General features: G+C 71.9%; 20 protein-coding genes and 3 tRNA genes. 10 read left to right on the top strand and 13 right to left on the bottom strand.

Annotated elements, in window-relative coordinates:
- A partial coding sequence (locus ACFE7H_RS13235) for a DEAD/DEAH box helicase (protein WP_375401708.1) occupies nt 1-917 on the top strand: 917 nt, incomplete at its 5' end.
- Between the two features lie 10 nt (nt 918-927).
- Nucleotides 928-1,572: a DUF1684 domain-containing protein gene (locus ACFE7H_RS13230; RefSeq protein WP_375401707.1), complete on the top strand. Its 645-nt coding sequence runs from the start codon at nt 928-930 to the stop codon at nt 1,570-1,572.
- A gap of 6 nt (nt 1,573-1,578) precedes the next feature.
- Here the strand turns inward: ACFE7H_RS13230 and ACFE7H_RS13225 are convergent, their stop codons facing one another.
- From ACFE7H_RS13225 to ACFE7H_RS13205, 5 genes are all read right to left on the bottom strand, one after another.
- Nucleotides 1,579-2,064: a MarR family transcriptional regulator gene (locus ACFE7H_RS13225; protein ID WP_375401706.1), complete on the bottom strand. Its 486-nt coding sequence runs from the start codon at nt 2,062-2,064 to the stop codon at nt 1,579-1,581.
- Nucleotides 2,061-3,656 carry an ABC transporter permease gene (locus ACFE7H_RS13220; RefSeq protein ID WP_375401705.1) on the bottom strand — a complete coding sequence of 532 codons (1,596 nt, stop codon included), beginning with the start codon at nt 3,654-3,656 and terminating at the stop codon, nt 2,061-2,063. The genes ACFE7H_RS13225 and ACFE7H_RS13220 overlap by 4 nt, the downstream gene beginning before the upstream one ends.
- On the bottom strand, nt 3,653-4,537 hold the full coding sequence (locus ACFE7H_RS13215; protein WP_375401704.1) for an ATP-binding cassette domain-containing protein: 885 nt from the start codon (nt 4,535-4,537) through the stop codon (nt 3,653-3,655). Before ACFE7H_RS13215 ends, ACFE7H_RS13220 begins: the two co-directional genes overlap by 4 nt.
- 83 nt (nt 4,538-4,620) lie before the next feature.
- Nucleotides 4,621-5,004 carry a type II toxin-antitoxin system VapC family toxin gene (locus ACFE7H_RS13210; protein ID WP_375401703.1) on the bottom strand — a complete coding sequence of 128 codons (384 nt, stop codon included), beginning with the start codon at nt 5,002-5,004 and terminating at the stop codon, nt 4,621-4,623.
- A gap of 24 nt (nt 5,005-5,028) precedes the next feature.
- Nucleotides 5,029-5,298, bottom strand: coding sequence for a hypothetical protein (locus ACFE7H_RS13205; protein WP_375401702.1), 270 nt, complete (start codon nt 5,296-5,298; stop codon nt 5,029-5,031).
- Nucleotides 5,299-5,428: 130 nt separating this feature from the next.
- Here ACFE7H_RS13205 and recQ point away from each other — a divergent pair, with 130 nt between their 5' ends.
- Entirely contained in the window at nt 5,429-7,273 is a 1,845-nt protein-coding gene (gene recQ, locus ACFE7H_RS13200; protein ID WP_375401701.1) for a DNA helicase RecQ, read from the top strand.
- A 102-nt stretch (nt 7,274-7,375) separates the two neighbouring features.
- Here the strand turns inward: recQ and ACFE7H_RS13195 are convergent, their stop codons facing one another.
- The 3 genes from ACFE7H_RS13195 to ACFE7H_RS13185 all read right to left on the bottom strand — a co-directional run bounded on the left by ACFE7H_RS13195 (nt 7,376) and on the right by ACFE7H_RS13185 (nt 9,759).
- On the bottom strand, nt 7,376-8,650 hold the full coding sequence (locus ACFE7H_RS13195; RefSeq protein WP_375401700.1) for a M18 family aminopeptidase: 1,275 nt from the start codon (nt 8,648-8,650) through the stop codon (nt 7,376-7,378).
- 83 nt (nt 8,651-8,733) lie between these two features.
- Nucleotides 8,734-9,354, bottom strand: a complete 621-nt coding sequence (locus tag ACFE7H_RS13190) for a PadR family transcriptional regulator (RefSeq protein WP_375401699.1) — start codon at nt 9,352-9,354, stop codon at nt 8,734-8,736.
- A gap of 96 nt (nt 9,355-9,450) precedes the next feature.
- Nucleotides 9,451-9,759 carry a metal-sensitive transcriptional regulator gene (locus ACFE7H_RS13185; RefSeq protein ID WP_375401698.1) on the bottom strand — a complete coding sequence of 103 codons (309 nt, stop codon included), beginning with the start codon at nt 9,757-9,759 and terminating at the stop codon, nt 9,451-9,453.
- Between the two features lie 105 nt (nt 9,760-9,864).
- Here ACFE7H_RS13185 and ACFE7H_RS13180 point away from each other — a divergent pair, with 105 nt between their 5' ends.
- A complete protein-coding gene (locus ACFE7H_RS13180; protein WP_375401697.1) occupies nt 9,865-11,097 on the top strand; it encodes a permease in 1,233 nt (410 codons plus the stop codon).
- Between the two features lie 60 nt (nt 11,098-11,157).
- Here ACFE7H_RS13180 and ACFE7H_RS13175 read toward each other — a convergent pair whose 3' ends face one another.
- On the bottom strand, nt 11,158-11,895 hold the full coding sequence (locus ACFE7H_RS13175; RefSeq protein WP_375401696.1) for a hypothetical protein: 738 nt from the start codon (nt 11,893-11,895) through the stop codon (nt 11,158-11,160).
- A gap of 204 nt (nt 11,896-12,099) precedes the next feature.
- On the opposite strand from ACFE7H_RS13175, the gene ACFE7H_RS13170 reads away from it, so the two are divergent.
- The 3 genes from ACFE7H_RS13170 to ACFE7H_RS13160 are packed head-to-tail and all read left to right on the top strand — an operon-like array spanning nt 12,100 to nt 15,241.
- The gene (locus tag ACFE7H_RS13170; protein ID WP_375401695.1) at nt 12,100-13,296 is read left to right on the top strand and encodes a sensor histidine kinase; all 1,197 of its coding nucleotides are present in this window, start codon (nt 12,100-12,102) and stop codon (nt 13,294-13,296) included.
- Nucleotides 13,293-14,552, top strand: coding sequence for a sensor histidine kinase (locus ACFE7H_RS13165; RefSeq protein ID WP_375401694.1), 1,260 nt, complete (start codon nt 13,293-13,295; stop codon nt 14,550-14,552). Before ACFE7H_RS13170 ends, ACFE7H_RS13165 begins: the two co-directional genes overlap by 4 nt.
- Nucleotides 14,552-15,241, top strand: coding sequence for a response regulator (locus ACFE7H_RS13160; protein WP_375401693.1), 690 nt, complete (start codon nt 14,552-14,554; stop codon nt 15,239-15,241). Before ACFE7H_RS13165 ends, ACFE7H_RS13160 begins: the two co-directional genes overlap by 1 nt.
- Nucleotides 15,242-15,257: 16 nt before the next feature.
- Here ACFE7H_RS13160 and ACFE7H_RS13155 read toward each other — a convergent pair whose 3' ends face one another.
- Nucleotides 15,258-15,923, bottom strand: coding sequence for a TetR family transcriptional regulator (locus ACFE7H_RS13155; RefSeq protein ID WP_375401692.1), 666 nt, complete (start codon nt 15,921-15,923; stop codon nt 15,258-15,260).
- A gap of 153 nt (nt 15,924-16,076) precedes the next feature.
- Between ACFE7H_RS13155 and ACFE7H_RS13150 the strand changes: the two genes are divergently transcribed.
- Entirely contained in the window at nt 16,077-16,493 is a 417-nt protein-coding gene (locus tag ACFE7H_RS13150) for a nitroreductase/quinone reductase family protein (protein WP_375401691.1), read from the top strand.
- A 221-nt stretch (nt 16,494-16,714) separates the two neighbouring features.
- Here the strand turns inward: ACFE7H_RS13150 and ACFE7H_RS13145 are convergent.
- The 3 genes from ACFE7H_RS13145 to ACFE7H_RS13135 form a co-directional block, all read right to left on the bottom strand.
- A tRNA-Phe gene (locus tag ACFE7H_RS13145) sits at nt 16,715-16,790 on the bottom strand.
- Nucleotides 16,791-16,821: 31 nt separating this feature from the next.
- A tRNA-Asp gene (locus ACFE7H_RS13140) sits at nt 16,822-16,895 on the bottom strand.
- A gap of 32 nt (nt 16,896-16,927) precedes the next feature.
- Nucleotides 16,928-17,000, bottom strand: a tRNA-Glu gene (locus tag ACFE7H_RS13135).
- Between the two features lie 222 nt (nt 17,001-17,222).
- Here ACFE7H_RS13135 and ACFE7H_RS13130 point away from each other — a divergent pair.
- Together ACFE7H_RS13130 and ACFE7H_RS13125 are read left to right on the top strand one after the other, a co-directional pair.
- On the top strand, nt 17,223-18,437 hold the full coding sequence (locus ACFE7H_RS13130) for a M23 family metallopeptidase (RefSeq protein WP_375401690.1): 1,215 nt from the start codon (nt 17,223-17,225) through the stop codon (nt 18,435-18,437).
- The coding region (locus ACFE7H_RS13125) for a C40 family peptidase (RefSeq protein ID WP_375401689.1) at nt 18,430-19,805 on the top strand (1,376 nt) is incomplete at its 3' end. The genes ACFE7H_RS13130 and ACFE7H_RS13125, both read left to right, overlap by 8 nt.

The following is a 19,805-nucleotide window of genomic DNA, read 5'->3' as shown; positions in this document are numbered from 1 at the left end:
CGCCGACGCGCGAGCTGGCGCTGCAGATCGACCGCACCGTGCAGCCGATCGCCCGCAGCGTCGGCCTCTTCACCACCCAGGTGGTCGGCGGCGTACCGCAGGCTCGCCAGGTCGGTGCGCTGAAGAAGGGCGTCGATATCGTGATCGGCACCCCCGGGCGCATCGAGGACCTGATCGAGCAGCGGCACCTGGATCTGCGTTCCATCGAGATCGCGGTACTCGACGAGGCCGACCACATGGCCGAGCTGGGCTTCCTGGAGCCCATGGAGCGGCTGCTCTCGCAGCTGCCGAAGGACGGCCAGCGGCTGCTGTTCTCGGCGACGCTCGACAGCGCCGTCGCGACGCTGGTCGACCGGTTCCTGCCCGACGCCGCCGCCCACGAGGTGGCGGAGCAGGCCGGCGCGGTCATGGCGGAGCACCACGTGCTCGTCATCGAGCAGGGCGACAAGCTGCCCGTGCTCGGCACCCTGCTGGGCAGCAGCGAGCGTTCCCTGGTCTTCGCCCGCACCCGCGCGTTCGCGGAGCAGCTGGCCGACGAGTTGGAGGACGAGGGCGTGCGCACCGTCAGCTTGCACGGCGACCTGAACCAGTCGCGGCGCACCCGCAACCTGGAGCGCTTCTCCAGCGGCAAGGTGCAGGCCCTGATCGCCACGGACGTCGCCGCCCGCGGCATCCACGTGGACGACATCGAGTTCGTCGTGCACGCCGACGCGGCGGAGGACTACAAGACGTACCTGCACCGCTCCGGCCGCACCGGGCGTGCGGGGGCCACCGGCACGGTCGTGACGCTGATCACGGCGCGCCGCCGCCGCCGCTTCACCGAGCTGCTCGAGCGCGCCGAGATCCAGGCCACCTTCACGGTGCTCCAGCCCGGCGCCGACCCGCTGGCGGCGATCGGCGCCGCCGCCGTCGAGTGAGCCGGGCCCGATGAGCGGCGCGCCGGGCGCGCTCACGAGCGGCGCGCGCCTCCCGTCGCTCCAGGTGCTCGACTGGCGCCGCCGCGTGCACGACCTGTACGCGGCGGTCCGAGCCGAGGGCGATCCGCGGCAGGCGCATGACCTGTGGCGCCGGGGACGGGACGACCTGTTCGGCTCGCACCCCGCCTCCGCGCTGACCGAGGCGGACCGCGCGGAGTTCGGCGGTCTGCCGCTGCCGGCGTACGACCCCGACTACCGCTTCGAGGCGGCGGTCGAGCCAGCGGAGCCGCAGCGGATGGAGGTGCCGACCGGCACCGACGGGGTGGTGCCGTTCGAGCGGATCGGCGTCGTGCGTCTGGGCGATCTGGGCACGCTGGACGTCTGGTGGCTGGCCTCCTACGGCGGAGGGATCTTCGTCCCGCTGAAGGACGCGAGCGCGGGGCGCCCCGGCGGCACCTACGGTGGCGGCCGGTACCTGCTCGACACCGTCAAGGGGGCCGACCTGGGCGGCGACGGCGACCGCCTCGTGCTGGACCTGAACTTCGCCTACAACCCCTCCTGCGCGTACGACGAGGCGTGGGCGTGCCCGCTGGCTCCGCCCGGCGACACGCTCAGGGTGCCGATCCCGGTCGGCGAGCGCACCTGGCACGCCTGACGCCGCTCAGCCGCCCGCGGTCTCGGTCTCGGTCTCGGCCTGCCACTCCTGCAGCAGCTCGGGCATCCTCCGTTCCAGGAACCGGAAGAACTGCGCCATCTGGGCCGCGCGGTCCGCGGCGCCGCCCGGTCGCATGCGGTCGGCGTGCGCCTGGATCGCGCCGGCCAGCTCGCGGTACCGCTGCACGTTGGTGAACGAGACGGTGTACCAGGGCGGCGACTCCGGCAGCGTGTAGCGGTGCTGCCGCGTGCCCGGCACCGTCTCGACGCGGATGATGCCGAGCAGCCGAAGGTAGCGCACAGCGCCCGAGACGGCGGCGGCGCTGGCCTGCAGCTGCTCGCTCAGCTGCCTGGCGGTCAGGGAGCCTTCGTCGGCCGCCATCAGCGCCATCAGCACCGACGCGGGCGCCCGCGGGAAGCCCTCGGCGGTGAGCCGGGCGGCCAGGTCGCGTGCGTAGGCGCTCGCTGCGTCCACTGCCGCCTCGTCGCTCACGAGACGAGGTCCCGCCGGCGGACGGCGAGCACGGCGAGCGCCGCCAGGGCGACGCCCGCCAGCACGCAGACGATGCTCGGCGTCCAGTTCCCGGTGGGGATCACCGGGACCGCGCCGAACGGGCTCAGGTTCTGCACGCCCTGCGGCAGGTCGAGCAGCTGCCCGAAGAGCCCGACGCCGATCGCGATCGCGGTGAGGGTCCAGGTGGCGAGCACCGCGATCCGCGGCAGGCCCGCGGTCAGCAGCGTCGCCCCGCCGGCGATCGCCAGCACCGCGGGCAGCTCGGCCGCGCCCTGCCCGATCGCCCGGACCGCCCCGGTCCCGTCGCCGATCGTCGCGAGACTCGCCACCATCGCCGCAGTCGCACCGGTCACGACGACGAGGCCGATGCCCGCGCCGACACCCGCGCCCGTCAGCAGCCAGCGGGCGCGGGATATCGGCCGGGCGAGCAGTGCCTCCGCCCGTCCGCTCGACTCCTCGTCGCGCAGCCGGAGCACGCCCTGCACGGCCGCCGCCGCGGCCAGGACGCCGACCAGGGCCAGCATCGCGGTCACGAGCACCGTGGTCAGGGCGCCGCCGGCGCCGCCCAGGCTGTCGAGTACCGCGCGCACCTGGGGCAGCCCGGCGGCGGGTCGCACGGCGCGGACGAGCCCGCCCACGACGGCGCCGAGCACCGCGGCTCCGATGGTCCAGGCCAGGGCGGCACCCCACTGCAGGCGCAGGGCCAAGGCGAATGGACCGCGGAGCGACGGGGCCGCCGCAGCCCGCCCGGGGCGGGTTCGCAGCAGGCTCGCCCCCAGGTCACGTCTGTCGTGGAGGAAAGCGGCGGACGCGGTCAGCACCGCGAAGAGCGCCACATCCAGTAGCAGCGGCGTGAGCGTGCCGCCGGTCGTGGGGTAGGAGAGCTCGCCCCAGCCGATGGGGCTGAGCCAGCTGGGCCAGGCAGGTATCAGCGTCAGGTGCTGCGGATCGGGATCGCCGAGCGCGTCGCCGGCTCCTCGCAGCGCGTAGGCGAGCAGGACCAGGAGCACTCCGGCGCCGTTCGCCGATCGGCCCGTGGGGGCCAGCTGCGCGGCGAACAGCCCGACCGCCAGGAACGTCAGCCCGGTCGCGCCGAAGGTGAGACCCACGCCGAGGGCCGCCCCCGCGCCCAGCGGAGCGATCGAGAAGGCGAGCGCGCCGAGCACGGCGACGGCGACGTTCAGCAGCAGGCCCAGCAGCAGCGTCGCGGTGAGCGGCGTGGTGCGGCCGACGGGTGCGGCCGCGATCAGCTCGCGCCGGCCCGCCTCCTCGTCCGCGCGGGTGTGCCGCACGACGAAGAAGGTGTTCAGCAGCCCGACGACGACGGCCAGAAACGTGAACACCTGAAAGAAGGTCAGCGACCCGAGCGACCCGCCGTTCGGCGCCCCGCGCAGGGCGAGCAGGGTCGGGGTGCTGAGCGCCAGGCGCAGTACCTGCACGCGCTCGGTCGGTGCGCCGAACTCGCGGCCGACCGCTCCGACGCTGCCGGCGGCCAGCACCCCGAACCCGAGCAGCCAGATCGTCAGGGTCAACCGATCCCGGCGCGCCTGCAGCGCCAGGACGCGGATCATGCCGCCCGCCCGTAGTGGCGCAGGAACAGGTCCTCCAGCGAGGGCGGTGCGACGGTCAGCGCCGTCACTCCGGCGGCGGCGAGCGCCTGCAGGGCGGGGACGAGGGCGTCGGTGTCCACGTCGAAGGTGAGCGCGCCGTCGAGCGGCCGCACGTCGTGCACGCCGGCCAGCGAGGCGATTCGCTCCGGCGGTGCGCCGGTCGTCGCGCGGAACGTCGTGCGCGTCAGGTGGCGCAGGTCGGCCAACGTGCCGGTTTCGACGGTGCGGCCGGCCCGCACGATCGTGAAACGGTCGGCCAGCTGCTCCACCTCGGCCAGGATGTGGCTGGACAGCAGCACCGCCGCACCCTCCCCGCGCACCCGTTGCACTTCCTCCCGGAACACCGCCTCCATCAGCGGGTCGAGGCCGCTGGTCGGTTCGTCCAGCAGGTACAGCTGCGCAGGGACCGCGAACGCGGCCACCAGCGCCACCTTCTGCCGGTTGCCCTTGGAGTAGCCGCGCACCTTCGTGCGGGGGTCCAGGTCGAAGGCATCGAGCAGCCGGCGACGCTGCGCAGGGTCCGCGCCGCCGCGCAGGCGAGTGAGCAGGTCGATGGTCTCGCCGCCGGAGAGGGAGGGCCACAGGCCCACGTCGCCGGGGAGATACGCGATGCGTCGGTGCACCTCCACCGCATCGCGCCACGGATCGCGGTCGAAGACGCGCACGGCGCCGCCGACGCGCAGCAGCCCGAGCAGCGCGCGGAGCGTCGTGGATTTGCCGGCGCCGTTCGGGCCCAGGAAGCCATGCACCTCACCGGCGAGCACGGTCAGGTCCAGCCCGTCGAGCGCCTTCGTGCGGCCGAAGGACTTGGTGAGGCCGGTGGCCTCGATGGCAGTGCTCATAGGACGGGAGCGTACACATCGTTCAGAATCTTGTGAACGTGGTTTCTCACCCTCCTGTGTCTCCTTCCGGCAGGGCATTCAGATCAGCGGATGACGTCGATGGACGCCATCGTCGCCGCGCGGGCGAGTCGCTCGTCGAACGTGGCGACCGAGGCGCGCAGATCGGTGGCGGCGAGCAGCACGCAGCAGTCGGGCAGCTTGACTCCCGTTTCGGCCCGGAGCTGCGCGAGCGCAGCGGCCTGATCACCGGTCAGGCCGACCGTGCGGATCTCGAGCCGGTCGAGCTGCTGCTCTGCAACGTGCACGCGGCCGATCCTCGCCGGCCCGACGAGGACCTCGGCCCTCGTCAGAGCGTGCATCGCGAACTGCTCGTCGAGGTGATCGATCAGCAGCGCCTGCGCTCGACCGTGCAGTGCATTTGTCGGAGAGAGCACCGCGATCATGACGCTCGCGTCGAACACGATCACTCGGGCACGATCATTCGGGCACGATCACTCGGGCCAGTCCGCGCGGAGTTCGGCGAGGTAACCGTCGGGATAGGCGCCTTCAAGTCCCTCGGCCGCGGATCGGATGGCGGCCCGTCGTGCCTCTCGCCGCCGGGCCTCGGCGGTCTCCACCGTGCGCCGTCCCTCGTCGATGAGATGGATCAGCAGCGCGGTCGGGCGGTCGTGATCCTCGGGCCATCGCTGTCGCGCCGCCTCGAGGGCGCTGCGGAGGTCGTCGCTCTCCGTCAGCAGGTAGCGGGGTCGGGACGTCGGCATCGGAAAAGTGTCTCACCCGACCGTCACGTGAGTCACTTTTCTCGAGCACGATCTGGAGCGCTGCCGCCGGTTGCGGATCGGAGTGGACGAACGCCGCCGGGTGTCGGTCGCCGCGGCTACTCTGCGCCGTATGACGCTGACGGACGCCCCCTCGCCGGCGCTCGAGGTCCTGCGGCGGGTCTTCGGCTACGACGCCTTCCGCGACCGCCAGGGCGAGATCATCGACACGGTCGTCGCCGGTGGCGATGCGGTCGTGCTGATGCCCACGGGTGCCGGCAAGTCGCTCTGCTACCAGATTCCGGCCCTGGTCCGTCCGGGCACCGGGTTGATCGTCTCGCCGCTGATCGCTCTGATGCACGACCAGGTCGACGCCCTGCGCGCCGTCGGAGTGCGGGCGGAGTTCCTCAACTCCACGCAGGGCCCGGAGGAGCGCGTGCAGGTGGAGCGCGGCCTGCTGGCCGGCGAGGTCGACCTGATCTACATCGCTCCGGAGCGGCTGGCGCTCGAGTCCACCCGAACCCTGCTCGACCGGGTCGCCGCGGGCCCCGGCCTCTCGGTGTTCGCCATCGACGAGGCGCACTGCGTCTCGCAGTGGGGCCACGACTTCCGGCCCGACTACCTGACCCTCGCCGACCTGGTGCGGCGCTGGCCGGGCGTGCCGACCATGGCGCTGACGGCCACGGCGACAGAGGAGACCCACCGCGAGCTGACGACGCGGCTGCACCTGCAGGACGCGACCCACTTCGTCGCCAGCTTCGACCGGCCCAACATCCAGTACCGCATCGTGCCCAAGGACGAGGTCAAGCAGCAGCTGCTCACGTTCCTGCGCACCGAGCACGCCGGCGACGCCGGCATCGTCTACGCCCTCTCCCGTGCCTCCGTCGACAGCACCGCGGAGTGGCTCGCGAGCCGGGGCATCACCGCGCTGCCCTACCACGCGGGGCTCGACGCCCGTGTCCGCGCCCGCAATCAGGCTCGCTTCCTGCGTGAGGACGGCGTGGTCATCGTGGCGACGATCGCGTTCGGCATGGGTATCGACAAGCCCGACGTGCGGTTCGTGGCGCATATCGACCTGCCCAAATCGGTGGAGGGCTACTACCAGGAGACGGGACGCGCGGGGCGTGACGGCCTGCCCGCCACCGCCTGGCTCGCCTACGGGCTGAACGACGTCGTCCAGCAGCGGCGACTGATCGACCGCGGTACGGGCGACGCGGCGCACCGCCGCCGACAGTCCGCCAACCTCGACGCCATGCTCGCGCTCTGCGAGACGGTCACCTGCCGCCGCCGACAGCTGCTGGCCTACTTCGGCCAGCCGACCGGGACCGACTGCGGCAACTGCGACACCTGCCTCGAGCCGGTCGCCACCTGGGACGGCACGGTGCCGGCCCAGAAGCTGCTCTCCACGGTCGTGCGGCTGCAGCGGGAGCGCAACCAGCGCTTCGGCGGTGGTCAGATCATCGACATCCTGCGCGGCAAGCGCACACCCAAGGTCGAGCAGCACGGGCACGATGCGCTCACCACATTCGGTATCGGCGCCGACCTCGGCGAGCGCGCCTGGCGCAGCGTGCTGCGGCAGCTGATGGCGCAGGACGTGGTGGCGGTGGGCGACGACGGCTACGGGACCTTGATGTTGGGTGCCGCTGCCCCCGCAGTGCTGAAAGGCGAGCAGCCGGTGCGGTTGCGGCACGACCTGGAGCAGTCCCGCTCCGGCGGCGGCAGCAAGCGGGCCGCGCCGGTGACCGCGGACCTCGACGCACAGGCGCAGGTCGTCTTCGAGCGGCTGCGCACCTGGCGCAGCGCGCAGGCCAAGGAGCAGGCGGTGCCCGCGTACGTCGTGTTCGGCGACGCCACGTTGAAGGCCCTCGCGGTCGCCCGTCCCGCCTCCCTCGATGCCCTCAGCGGCATCAGCGGTGTCGGCGCGGCCAAGCTGGAGCGCTACGGCCAGGCGGTGCTGGACGTTCTGGCCGAGTCCTGACCTCGAAGCCCGTCTGCCCGGAATCGTGCCAGTTGCGCGTGCGCGCGCGTGGTCACATGTCGCGGGCCCGAGCAGAGGCGCGTCACGCCGCTGCTGCGGCACTCACTCCGGGGCGAAGAACGCGGCGGACGCGTCGGCCAGGAAACCCGGATCGTCCACGTGGCACAGCTCGCGGGCGGAGTGCATCGAGATCAGCGGCGTGCCCACGTCGAGCGTGCGGATGCCGAGCCGGCTGGCGGTGTCCGGTCCGATGGTCGACCCGCAGGGCACCGCATTGTTGGACACGAACTCCTGCGTCGGCACCCCGGCCTGGGCGCAGGTGCGTGCCCACAGCGCGGCGCCGTGCGCGTCGGTCGTGTACCGCTGCTGCGCGTTGATCTTCAGCAGCGGGCCGCTGCCGACCCTCGGCCGGTTCACCGGATCGTGCACCTCGCCGCGGTTGGGGTGTACCGCGTGTCCGGCATCGGCGGAGAGGCACCACGAGGCGGCGAACGCCCGCGCCGCGTCCTCGGTCGAGCCGCCGAGCGCGGCCGTCACCCGCTTCAGCACGTCGGCGAGCAGCGGACCGGCCGCCCCCGATCTGCTGCGGGAGCCCACCTCCTCGTGGTCGAAGGCGGCCAGCACCGCGATGCTGTCCGTCGGCCGCGCGGCCAGCAGGCCGACCAGTCCCGCGTGCACCGACGTCAGATTGTCCATGCGCCCGGAGGCATACAGGGCGCCGTCGGCACCGAAGCGTCGGGGCTCCTGCGTGTCCGCGGTCAGCAGGTCGTATCCGCCGACCTGCTCCGGAGCCAGGCCAGCGAGTCCGGCCAGGTGGGCGACCAGATCGGCTTGGGCCAGGTCGCCGACGCCGAAGACCGGCTGCAGGTCGCGCTGCGGATCGGGACCGAAGCCCGAGTTCGTCGTCCGGTCCAGGTGGATCGCCAGGTGCGGGATGCGCAGGAACGGACCCGTCCGCACCAGGTGCTCGCCACCGGCCATATCGACGATCCGCCCGGCGAGCTCCAGCTCCCGGTCGAACCAGGAGGCCAGGATCGGGCCGCCGTACACCTCGACGGCCGCCTGCAACCAGCCGTTCGCGCCCGTGGTCGATTTGGGCTTCAACTTGAAGCCGGGGGAGTCGGTATGCGCACCGAGGATGCGGAACGGCGTCACGGGCGAGGCGGAGTCGGGCAGCGCGACGGCCAGCACGGCGCCGTCGCGCACGACGACGACGCGGGCCCCGGGCAGGACCGCACCGCTCCAGTCGGCGGTCTCGTCCAGCAGCAGATAGCCGGCGTCCACCAGCCGTCGTGCCACCTCGGCTGCCGCGTGGTACGAGCTCGGCGAAGCCGTGACGAATCGGCCGAAGTCCGCGATGTGCGCGTCAGCATCCACGCCCCCATGCAAGCACGACTGCAGGCACGAGCCCCGTCCCGCCGCGTGGCGGAGCCGGGGCTCGTGGGGAGGCGGACCCGGTGTTACTCGGCCAGGATGGTGTGCAGCTCGCGACGCAGGTTGTCGATGCGCTTCACGGCGCGGTCGCGCTGGTCGGCGCTGACGCCGAACCGGAACTGACCGACGACGCCCATCAGCTTGCCGACTGAGGCGAACAGCTCGCCGCCGCCTCGCTCGCCGCCGGACAGGGCCGAGGCGATCTCGTCGCCGTGCTCCTGCACGTAGGCCCGCCCGCTGTCGGTCAGGCTGTACGCGCCGCGGGGGCCGTCGTTCTGCACGATCAGGCCCTCGTCGACCAGTTGGGAGAGCGTCGGGTAGACCGAGCCGGGGCTCGGCGTCCAGGCGCCGTCGGTCTTCTCGCCGATCGCCTTGATCAGGCCGTAGCCGTTGGCGGGGTTCTCGGCCAGCAGGCCGAGGATCGCATTGCGGACATCGCCGCGACGGGCGCGGGGACCGCCGGGACCGAAGCCCGGGCCGAAGCCGGAACCGAACCCCGCGCCGAAGCCGCGCGGCCCCATCCCGGGACCGCCGAAGGGACCGCCGAAGCGGCCGGGGAAGCGGAGCCCGCTGCGGCCGGAACCACGGCCTGCGAAGCCGTCTTGACGCTCGTCGGGAGCGTCGAAGTCGTGGTGGTGAGTAGTCATCGCCACTCCTTTCGATGGAGTGCTTGAGTCGACGACCGAATGTCGCCGTGCCATCACGATATATCGTCGACTGTCGGAGCGCAAGTCGTTTCGTCGTCAGGACTTGACGAGCCGCGCGATCGCCGCGCCCGCCTCCTTGAGCTTCGCGTCGGCCTCGTCGCCCCCGCCGGAGACCGCGTCGGCGACACAGTGCGCCAGATGGTCGTTCAGCAGTCCCAGCGCGACCGATTGCAGCGCGCTCGTCATCGCGGATACCTGAGTCAGGATGTCGATGCAGTACTGCTCGCTCTCGACCATTCCCTGCAGGCCGCGCGCCTGGCCCTCGATCCGCCGCAGCCGGCGCAGGTAGCCGTCCTTGCTCGAGATGTAGCCGTGGGTCGATCCGGGGCCGTCGTGCTCGTCCATCCGTGCCTCCGCTCGCGGCCCGCCGCCGACCAGGCGACCGATCTGGAACGACGTTATACCCTGGTGGGGTATAACGTGACGGCGCAGGAGACAGGAGGAGGCCCTGTGGCAACCGTGCTGGAGTACGTCGGTCGAGCGCTCGCCAGCGCCGGGAACATGGGCTGGGAGATCCTCTGGCCGCTGCTGCTGGGGTTCCTGCTGTCCGCCGTGATCCAGGCCGTCGTTCGCCGCGACGCGATCACCCGGCTGATGGCGGCCGACTCCCCCCGCGCTCTGGCGATCGCGACCGGGCTCGGGGCCGCCTCGTCCTCGTGCTCCTACGCGGCGGTCGCGCTCGCTCGGTCCCTCTTCCGCAAGGGGGCGAGCTTCAGCGCGGCGATGGTGTTCGAGATCGCCTCCACCAACCTGGTGGTCGAGCTGGGCATCGTGTTGGCCCTCGGGCTCGGCTGGCAGTTCACGCTGGCGGAGTTCGTCGCCGGCCCGATCATGATCGTCTTCGTCGCCCTGCTGTTCCGACTGTGGATGCGCACGCGGCTGGTCGAGGCGGCGCGCGCGCAAGCCGACCGCGGCCTGCCGGGCTCGATGGAGGGACATGCCGGCATGGACATGTCCGTGCAGTCGGACGCTCCGTTCCTCCGTCGCCTGTTCTCGCGCGCCGGCGTGACGGCGACGAGTCAGTGCTTCGTCATGGACTGGGCCGCGGTGCTGCGCGACATGGTGATCGGCCTGCTGATCGCCGGAGCGTTCCAGGCGTGGGTGCCGCAGTCGTGGCTGCGCGCGGTGTTCCTCTCGAACGACCCGACGCTCGCGTTCGTGCTGGGGCCGCTGATCGGCCCGCTCGTCGCGGTGGTCAGCTTCGTCTGCTCGGTCGGCAACGTCCCCCTGGCCGCGGTGCTCTGGAGCGGCGGCATCAGCTTCGGCGGCGTGATGAGCTTCATCTTCGCCGACCTGATCATCGTGCCGATCCTGCTGATCTACCGTCGTTACTACGGCACGCGGGCGGCCCTCACGATCGCGGGCACCTTCTACCTGGCGATGGTCGCGGCCGGCTATGTCGTCGAGCTGGTCTTCGCGCCGCTCGGCTTGATCCCGCGCGAGCGCACCGCCGCCGTGCTGGAGTCGTCGATCGGCTGGAACTACACGACCTGGCTGAACATCGGCTTCCTCGTCATCGCCGCGGCCCTCGTGATCTGGTTCTTCGCGACCGGCAACGGCCCGATGCTGCGGATGATGGGTGGAGCGCCGGACATGGAGCACCAGCACGGCGGCCACGAGCACGAGACCCTGCACGAGCACGGCGTCCACGCCCCCGGGCACGGCCCCGCATCGACCGGCTGAACCGCGCCGAACGGCGGCCGACATCCGAGGGTGCCGACCGCCGTGCGGTGTTCGGAGCGATCAGGCGGCGACCGGCGTGCGGTCTCCGCGGCGTGCGCGGTCGCTCGATGGAGCAGCCGCCGGCGACACCGCCCGGGTGCTGCGCAGCAGGGCGATCGCCAGCAGCACGTCGGCGACGGCCGGCAGCACGAAGGTCGCAGCCGCCGCTGCGCCGTAGAGGTCGTTGTTGAGCACCGTGTTCAGGATCACGCCGACGATCGCGATGACCGGCACCCACCACCGGACCAGGCCGCCCCGGGCCGCCCCGATCATCAGCAGCATCAGGCCGATCAGACCGACATAGATCAGCACGAGGAACGGCAGGAAGAACGGCTGCGACCCGACCGAGTCCACCACCGTCACCGCCGTGGGTCGATCCGCGTGCTGGGCGAGGACGAGCACGAACGCACTCCCACCCGTGCCGAACGGCGTGGCGAGGGCGCCGGCGACGACCGCCATGGCACCGATCGTGCCGAGCACCCGGCCGCGGTTGCGCAGATAGCTGAAGACGGCCAGCGCCCCGGGTACGAGCAACGCCCACGTGAGTGCGTCGGCGGTCGATGCGGCACTCCACGCGGCGGGGTGTGCGGCTGCCGCCTGCAGTTCCTGGGCAGAGGTGCCGTCCGAGCCGGTCGGCCAGAGCGCGGCCCCGGCCACGCTGACCACCGCGGCGGCAAGCAGGGAGGCGCCCGCCCACTTTCGTCGAGTGAGCGAGACGGTGGCCTCCGGTGATGCAGGGAGCAGTTGAGTATTCGACACGGCGGTCCTCACGAGGATTCGATGGCCGGGCTCTCCGGCGATGCCTCGAGCCTGCTGATCGGCCACCGCCGCCGCGTCGGCGCGCGGTCGCATGCGGCCCCTGCCGACGTCGGATTCCTCCGCCCTCGAACCGCGACCCGAAGCGGAGGGGTACCCGACCCCGGTCGGATGACGCGGGACGCGGATCGTCGTAGGTTGCGCCGTATGAGGAGTGCCGGAAGGGCCGTACGGCTGCCCCGCATCCCGCCGGCCGTGGCCGACGCGCTGCTCGCGGTCGCCTTCGCCGGTATCGCCGTGTGGGAGCGCCTGACCCCGTACATCACCTACAAGGGAGGGCCACTCGCGCTCGACATCCCGATGACGGCGACCGTCATCGGCCTTCTGGCACTGCGCCGTGTCGCGCCGATCCGCGTGCTGACGCTGGCCTGCCTCGTGCTCGCGCTCCCGAGCCTGTTCGTGCGGCACGACTTCCTGCTCTGGTCGCACTCGCTACCGCTCCTGATCATGAGCTTCACGGTCGCCCGGCTGCACGGCACGCGCATCGGGTTGGCCGCGCTGCTGCTGCCGATCGCCGCGACGGCGTTCATCTTCGCTCGCAACGGCCAGGCCCAGGACGCGGGCTCGCTGTTCTGGCTGCTGCCCTATATCGCCGCGGTGCTCGTCGGCGCCCGGCTGCGACGCACCGCGGCACAGAAGGCGGCCCTGCTCGCCGCCCTGCATCGCCTGGAGCTGGAGCACGAGCGACGCGAGCGGCTCGCGGTACTGCAGGAACGGGCGGCCGTCGCCCGCGACCTGCACGACGTCGTCGCGAATGCCGTCTCGGTCATGCTGGCGCAGGTCGAGCGTGCGACCAGGAGCCTCGACGTCGCACCGGACTCCGCCGAGTCGTCGGTGTTCGCCCTCGAGGCCGCGGGCCGCGGAGCGACAGCCGACCTGCGTCGCATGCTCGGACTGCTGCGCTCCGCCGATGCGGGCGACCAGCCGAGCAGTCCCGCTCCAGGACTGGAGACGATCGATGCGCTCCTCGCCCGGATGCGGGCGGCCGGACTCTCGATCGATCTCACGGTGACCGGCGACCGCCGCGCCCTGCCGCCCGGCTTCGACGTCAGCGCCTTCCGGATCGTGCAGGAGGCGCTGACGAACGTCCTGAAACATGCCGGACCCACCGACGTCGAGGTCCGGCTGCACTTCGGAGCGACGGTGGAGATCGACGTGGTGGACCGCGGACCGCAGACGGCTTTTGTGCGCGCACGCGTACCCGCGCTTCCGGTCGGTGCAGCGATGAGAGGACACGGCATCATCGGGATGCGGGAACGCGCGACGCTGTTCGGCGGCTCCCTCGTCGCCGATCCGCTGGGCGCGGGATTCGCGGTGCGCGCTCGATTGCCGGTGCCGCAGTGACCGCCGCTATCACCACCTCCGCCCTCACGTCGTCCGCCGCCGAATCGTCCGCCGCGGGTTCGCCGCCCGTCGCACGGCTGATCGGGACGCCGCCGCTGCGCAGCCGCGTCCGCCCGGCCTGGCTGATCCCGGATCTCGTGGGGACCGCGCTGCTCGCGTGCGTGATGGTCTGGGAGTACGCGACTCCGGCGCTCGACGACGGAGTCCGGCGAGGATCGATGTCGCTCAGCTTCGCGCTCTCCTGCGTGATGGTCGCGTCGGTGGCCGTTCGTCGGATCTGGCCGCTCACGGCGCTCGGCATCGCCTGTGCCGCGATCGGCGTGCCGTTCCTGTTCACGCAGCATTTCGTGCCGTTCTGGAGTGGCTTCGCTCCGGCGATCTTTCTCGTCTACACGGTTGCGCGGCACAGGCCTCCGCGCAGCGCGGTGCTGGGCGCCGGCATCCTGCTCGCGGCGCTGCTGGTCAATCTGTGGCGCACCGCGCCGCCGGACGGCGTGAACGACGTCGTCTTCCTGCTGACGTTCGAGGTGTTCGTGCTCGCCTTCGGCATCACGTTGCAGCGCACCGCCGCGCAGCGACAACAACTGGCGGAGGTACTCGCCCGTCTTGAAGACGAGCAGTTGACTCGTGAACGGCTGGCCGTCGCCGATGAGCGTGTCCGACTCGCCCGCGACCTGCACGACGTGGTCGCGCACGCGGTGTCGCTGATGCTCGTGCAGGCCGGAGCCGCTCGACTCGCGATTCACGACGACCCGGCGGTGGCGAGGCAGTTCCTCAGCGGTGTCGCAGACGCCGGACGGCATGCCTCGGACGACCTGGCGCACCTGCTCGACCTGCTGCGCGCGACCGGCGGCGTGCGCGAGACCGACTCCGTACCCGGCCTGGCCGCGATCGAAGCGCTCGTCGCGCAGACCAGGAACGCCGGTCTCGACGCGCGCCTGGAAACGATCGGCTCCCCTCCGCTGCTCGAGCCCGGCCTGGACGCAGCGGCGTTCCGCGTCGTGCAGGAGGCGCTCACCAACGTGCTGAAACACGCCGGCCCGACCCGCGTGGTCGTGCAGATCGACTACCGCGGACCGATCCTGATCACCGTCGAGGACGACGGGCCGAACGGACACCACGTGCGGCCGCTGACCTCCGGCCACGGCCTGGTCGGGATGCGCGAGCGCGCGGCGCTGTTCGGCGGCACGATCGACGCCGGCCCGGCCGGCGGCGGGTTCCGGGTCCACGCGACCCTGCCGATCGTGGAGCGCTGATGAGTTCCCCGTCGTCCGCACAGCGCCCCGCGGTCGGTGTCGTCATCGTCGACGATGAACCGCTGGTCCGGATGGGCGTGCGGGCGGTGCTGGAACGCCAGCGCGACATCGTGGTGGTCGGTGAGGCCGGCGACGGGGCCGAGGCGATCCGCGTGTGTGCCGTGACCGCGCCCGACGTGGTGCTGATGGACCTCCGGATGCCCATCATGGACGGACTGGAGGCCACGCGGCGGATCGCCGGCGGCGAGAAACCGCGGGTCGTCGTGCTGACGACGTTCGACGTCGACGAGCAGGTGTACGCGGCGCTGAAGGCGGGGGCGAGCGGGTTCCTCACCAAGGACTCGCCACCCGAACTGGTCGGCGACGCCGTTCGCAGCGCTGCGCGGGGTGACACGCTGCTCGCGCCGGGGATCACCCGGCGGCTGGTGGAGGCCTACACGAGCATGCCGCCGCCGATGTCGGCGGTCCCGGAGCGACTGGCTCCGCTCACGCCCCGCGAGCTGGAGGTGCTGACCGAGATCGCTCGCGGCCACACGAACACCCAGATCGCTCACCGGCTCTACCTTTCGGAGGCGACGGTGAAGTCGCACATCACCCGCATCCTGGCGAAGCTGGCCATCACCGACCGCGTGCAGGCCGTGATCGCCGCCTACGAGTGCGGTCTGATCCGCCCCGGCGACCAGCCCTGACGCACCGCCCTGACGATCAGCCCGACCGAAGTGACGCGTGACTCGTTGCAGATGTTCGGCCCGATGGCGGATCGGCTGCTCGGTCGGCAGGATCCGCCCCGGGTTCCGCGACCTCACCGACTCCATCGCGGGCGTGCAGCATTCGCTCGACGGCGGTGACGACCGATTGTCGGCGAGCGGCGACTTCCTCACCTCTGACCGGATTTTCCTCGAGACCAGTAAGCCCTTCTGGCGACAGCTGCCAGGCTTGCGCGATGGCGTAGATGAACACCAGAACGTCGACGGCCGACAGTGGGCGTGCAGCGGCCGTCGCGACAGCGAGCGTCTTGTTCCGATAGATGTCGCGCGGCTCAGCGGTGGCCTCGGGTCGCTCGAGCTGAGCCCACATGCTCAGGCGGAGGACCTCGGGGAAGCGCTGATGATGATCGAATACGTCCCCAGCCCACCGGGCGAGGTCCTCAGGACGCGGAGGGACGTTCTCGGCCATACGACGCAGCGCCTCCGCAAGGGTCGCATCGAACAGGCCGCTCTTGCCGCCGTAGTACGCGTAGATCATCCGAACGTTGCTCCGCGCCTCGGAGGCGATTCGCTCCACGCGCCCGCCGGCGAGCCCGTGGGCCGCGAACTCCAGGGTCGCCGCAGCGAGTATTCGCTCCCTCGTGGCGTCAGCGTCACGTGCCATACGTCTCCCCCTCGGGCTGCGAATCGACGGGCCGGCGGTCGAACACCAAGTAGAAGTAAGTATACTTTTACTTACCAGAGGCGACAATGACCCGTATCCCGTCGAGCACGTACCGTCGCGCCTCCGGGCTGACCGGGCATGGAAGGACGACACATGGATGAACGCTTCCAGCGCGCCCTCGCCATCACTCCGTCGTCGTCGGCCTCTGCTCGCACGGTGGACATCACGACTATCGGCGCGAAGACCGGGCGCGAACGCCGCATCGAGATCTGGTTCTACCGTGTCCACGACGAGATCTACCTCACGACTCCGCCGGCGAGCCGCAGCTGGTACGCGAATCTGCTCCGCCACCCGCAGTTCACCTTCCACCTCAAGAACTCCGTCCGCGCAGACCTACCCGCGACGGCAGAACCCGTCTTGGATCGAGAAGGCCGCCAGCGCGTGTTCGAAGCGATCATCTCCAACCTCGATCACCCTCGGCACAGTGCCTACATCTCGCAGCCAGTTCCGCCGATCGAAGAATGGATCGCCGGGAGCCCCCTCATCCACGTCACCTTCCAGCAGGACTGAAAGCGACTCGGCGGACGACCGGGAGACGTTCCGCCGTGGGCAGCGCAGAAGCGCCATGGACCGGCGTGAAAGCACGGCCAGAAGCGCTGCGGTTCACAGGGTGAGTGCGCGCCGACTCAGCAGGACACCACGCCTGTGCCTGATGTGTGCCTGGTCCCGCTGGGGACGGGCAAGCAGATGCCCGGGGGAAGAAAGACCCTCGGGCCATACGGGGGTTTCAGTGGTGGCTCCGACCGGCGTCGATCCGGTGACCTTTCGATTTTCAGTCGAACGCTCTACCAACTGAGCTACAGAGCCATGCGGTGCCCGCGGTGTGGCGAGCGCCTCGCGACCCTGACCGGACTTGAACCGGCGACCTCCGCCGTGACAGGGCGGCGCGCTAACCAACTGCGCTACAGGGCCTTGATGTCGATGAGAGCCTGTCCCATCGTCCGTGACCCCAACGGGATTCGAACCCGTGTTATCGCCGTGAAAGGGCGACGTCCTAGGCCGCTAAACGATGGGGCCGGGCGTCCCGTTGCCGGGCTCACCGGGAGCCAAGCATAGGACCTGCCCAGACACATCCCAAACACCGCGAGGCTCTCGCCGCGCGGCGGCGAGGGCCTCGAACTGGGGGTCCGCCCATCGGCGTGCCGTTCGGGCGGTGCGACCCTGCGAGTTAGCGTGAAGAGGCACCCCCGCGGCCGATACGGCGACGCCGGGTGCGCTCGAGTCGGATGGGGGTTCGACATGGGGATGCGTGCCGCCCCGCGCTCGGTCGCTCTGGCGACCGTGCTCGCGCTGGCGCTCGCCGCCGGTGTCGCCCAGTCCGCCGCGGCCGAGGACTACCCCACCTGGCATGAAGTGCAGGAGGCTCGGCACGACGCCGCGAAGAAGGCGGATGCGGTTGCACGGATCGAGCGGCTGCTCACGGCGTCGAAGACGGCGGCGGCTGCGGCTGAGCGGCTCGCCGTGCAGCGGGGTGCCGTCTACCAGGTGCTGCGGGACCGGGCCGACGCGGCACAGGACCGGCTGGACGGCATCACCGACGAGGTCCGGGCGCATCGTCGGGCGGCGGTGCAGGCGCGGCATCGCGCGGCGGGCGTGGCCGCACAGCTGATCCGTGGCACCGGCGACGACCTGGGTGCCACCGTGCTGCTGACCGGCGACGGGACGAGTGCCGGAGCGACCGCGCTGCTGTCCAAGGTCGGGCGCCTGACCAAGCTGACGCAGTCGAACGCCGATCTGGCTCGTGTCGCACGTGAGGCGGCGAACACCGCTGCCGCCACCGAGGCGCAGGCCGCTGCGGCGACCGCGGCGCTGCTTCGCCTGCGGGCGCAGGCGAGGACCGCCCTCGATGCGGCGACGGCCGCCGCGTCCGAGGCCGAACGGCAGGTGGCGGCGGACCGCAGCGCCCGGATCACACTGACCGCCGAGCTGCGGGCGCTCCGCTCGACGACCCGGACGACCCTGGCTGCGTTCCAACGCGGCGTCGCCGCTCGCGAGGCCGCCGCGCTGCAGGGTGGCGGCGGAGCGGCGGGCGCCGTGGCCGCGTCGGGCTGGGCGCTGCCGGCGGCCGGCCGGATGAACGACGGTTTCGGCTACCGGGCCAACCCGCCGCCCGGCGGGACGCACTTCCATCGCGGCGTGGACATCGGCGCCGCGTGCGAGTCGCCGATCTACGCCGCCCACAGCGGCACCGTCGTCTACGCCGGTCCGCTCGGCACGTACGGCAACTTCATCGAGGTACGCCACGACGACGGCCTCTCCACCGGATACGCCCACATCCGCCCGGGCGGCATCTTCGTGCACACCGGGCAGCAGGTGCCGGCGGGTACGAACATCGCCTCCGTCGGGACGACCGGGGTCTCCTCCGGCTGCCACCTGCACTTCGAGGTGCGGCTGAACGAGGTCGCGCGCGACCCGGTGGCGTTCCTCGCGACAGAGGGGGTCACCGTTGGCTGAGTGGCAGGGCGGCCGGCAGCCGACGCGGCCGCAGCGCATCATCGGGGCGGTCGCGGTCGGCGCCGTCGCGGCCGGGGTCGGCATCGCTCCGGCGAGCGCGGCGGACCCGCAGTACCCCAGCTGGCAGGACGTGCAGCGGGCGAGGCGCAATGAAGCGGAGACGGAGGCCGAGGCGCGCACGATCACCACGCTGCTGACGCGGCTGCAGGACTCCGCCGATTCCGCGGCGCGCACCGCGCAGATCGCCGCGGAGCACGCCCACCGCGCCCAGGCGGCCGAGGATGCCGCCCGGGCACGGGCCGCGGACCTGCGCACCCAGGTGATCGCGGCGAAGAAGGCCGCCGCCACATCCAGGATGCGGGCCGGGCTGCTGGCCGCCAGCATGGCCCGCTCGGCGGCTGGTGGCGATCTGTCCCTGCAGCTCGCGCTGAACGGCAACGACGCCGACGCCCTGCTCTACCGCCTCGCCACCGCGGAGCAGCTGTCCGCGCAGTCGGACGAGATCTACCGCACCGCCGTCGCCGATCAGAACGCGGCGGGCGCCCTGCAGCAGCAGGCGACCGTTGCGGCCGACCAGCTGCAGCGGGCCGCGCAGGCGACCGCCGCCGCGCTCGCCGATGCGCAGGCCGCCTCCCATGCCGCCTCGTCCGCCGTCGCCGCGCAGCAGGCGAACGCGGACCGGCTGACGACGCAGTTGGCCGCCCTGCGCGACACGACCACCCAGGTCGCCGCGGCGTACGTGCAGGGCGTGCAGGAGCGGCGGGCGGCCGCGGCAGCCGTCAAGCGCCGGGAGGAGCAGGAGGCCGCCGCGCGCAAGGCCGCAGCAGCGCAGCAGGCGCAGTCGCAGGGCGGGTCGGCCGCATCGGGCGGGTCGGCGGGGTCGGGGTCGGGATCGGGGTCCGGTGCCCAGTCCGGTTCGGAGACAGGGTCGGGCTCGGCCGGCGGTTCATCGTCGAACCCGCCCGCGGCCCCTGCGCCGGTACCGAACCAGGGCAAGGCCGCTGCGGTCGTCGCCTTCGCCCGCGACCAGATCGGCGACCGGTACGTCTTCGCCGGTGCGGGGCCGAACGCGTGGGACTGCTCCGGGCTGACGATGCAGGCGTATGCCGCAGTCGGCATCTACATCGGCGGGCACGGCGCGACCGCCCAGTACGACCTGGCGCGCTCCGAGGGGCTGCTCGTGCCCTACTCGCAGGCCGCGCCCGGCGACCTGGTGTTCTACACCGACGGCGGCGGCGATATGTACCACGTCGCGATCTACACCGGCGGCGGGATGATGGTGGAGGCGCCCCACGAGGGAGTGCCCGTGCGCGAGGTGCCCGTCCGCAGCGCGGACCTGGTCGGCCAAGTCGCGCGCTTCACCGGGTA

Origin of the sequence: uncultured Amnibacterium sp., from assembly GCF_964250715.1 — a bacterium.
In the GTDB taxonomy this organism is placed as follows: domain Bacteria; phylum Actinomycetota; class Actinomycetes; order Actinomycetales; family Microbacteriaceae; genus Amnibacterium.
The sequence above is the reverse complement of the archived record's forward strand: the minus strand, read 5'-3'. Positions and strand labels throughout refer to the sequence as shown.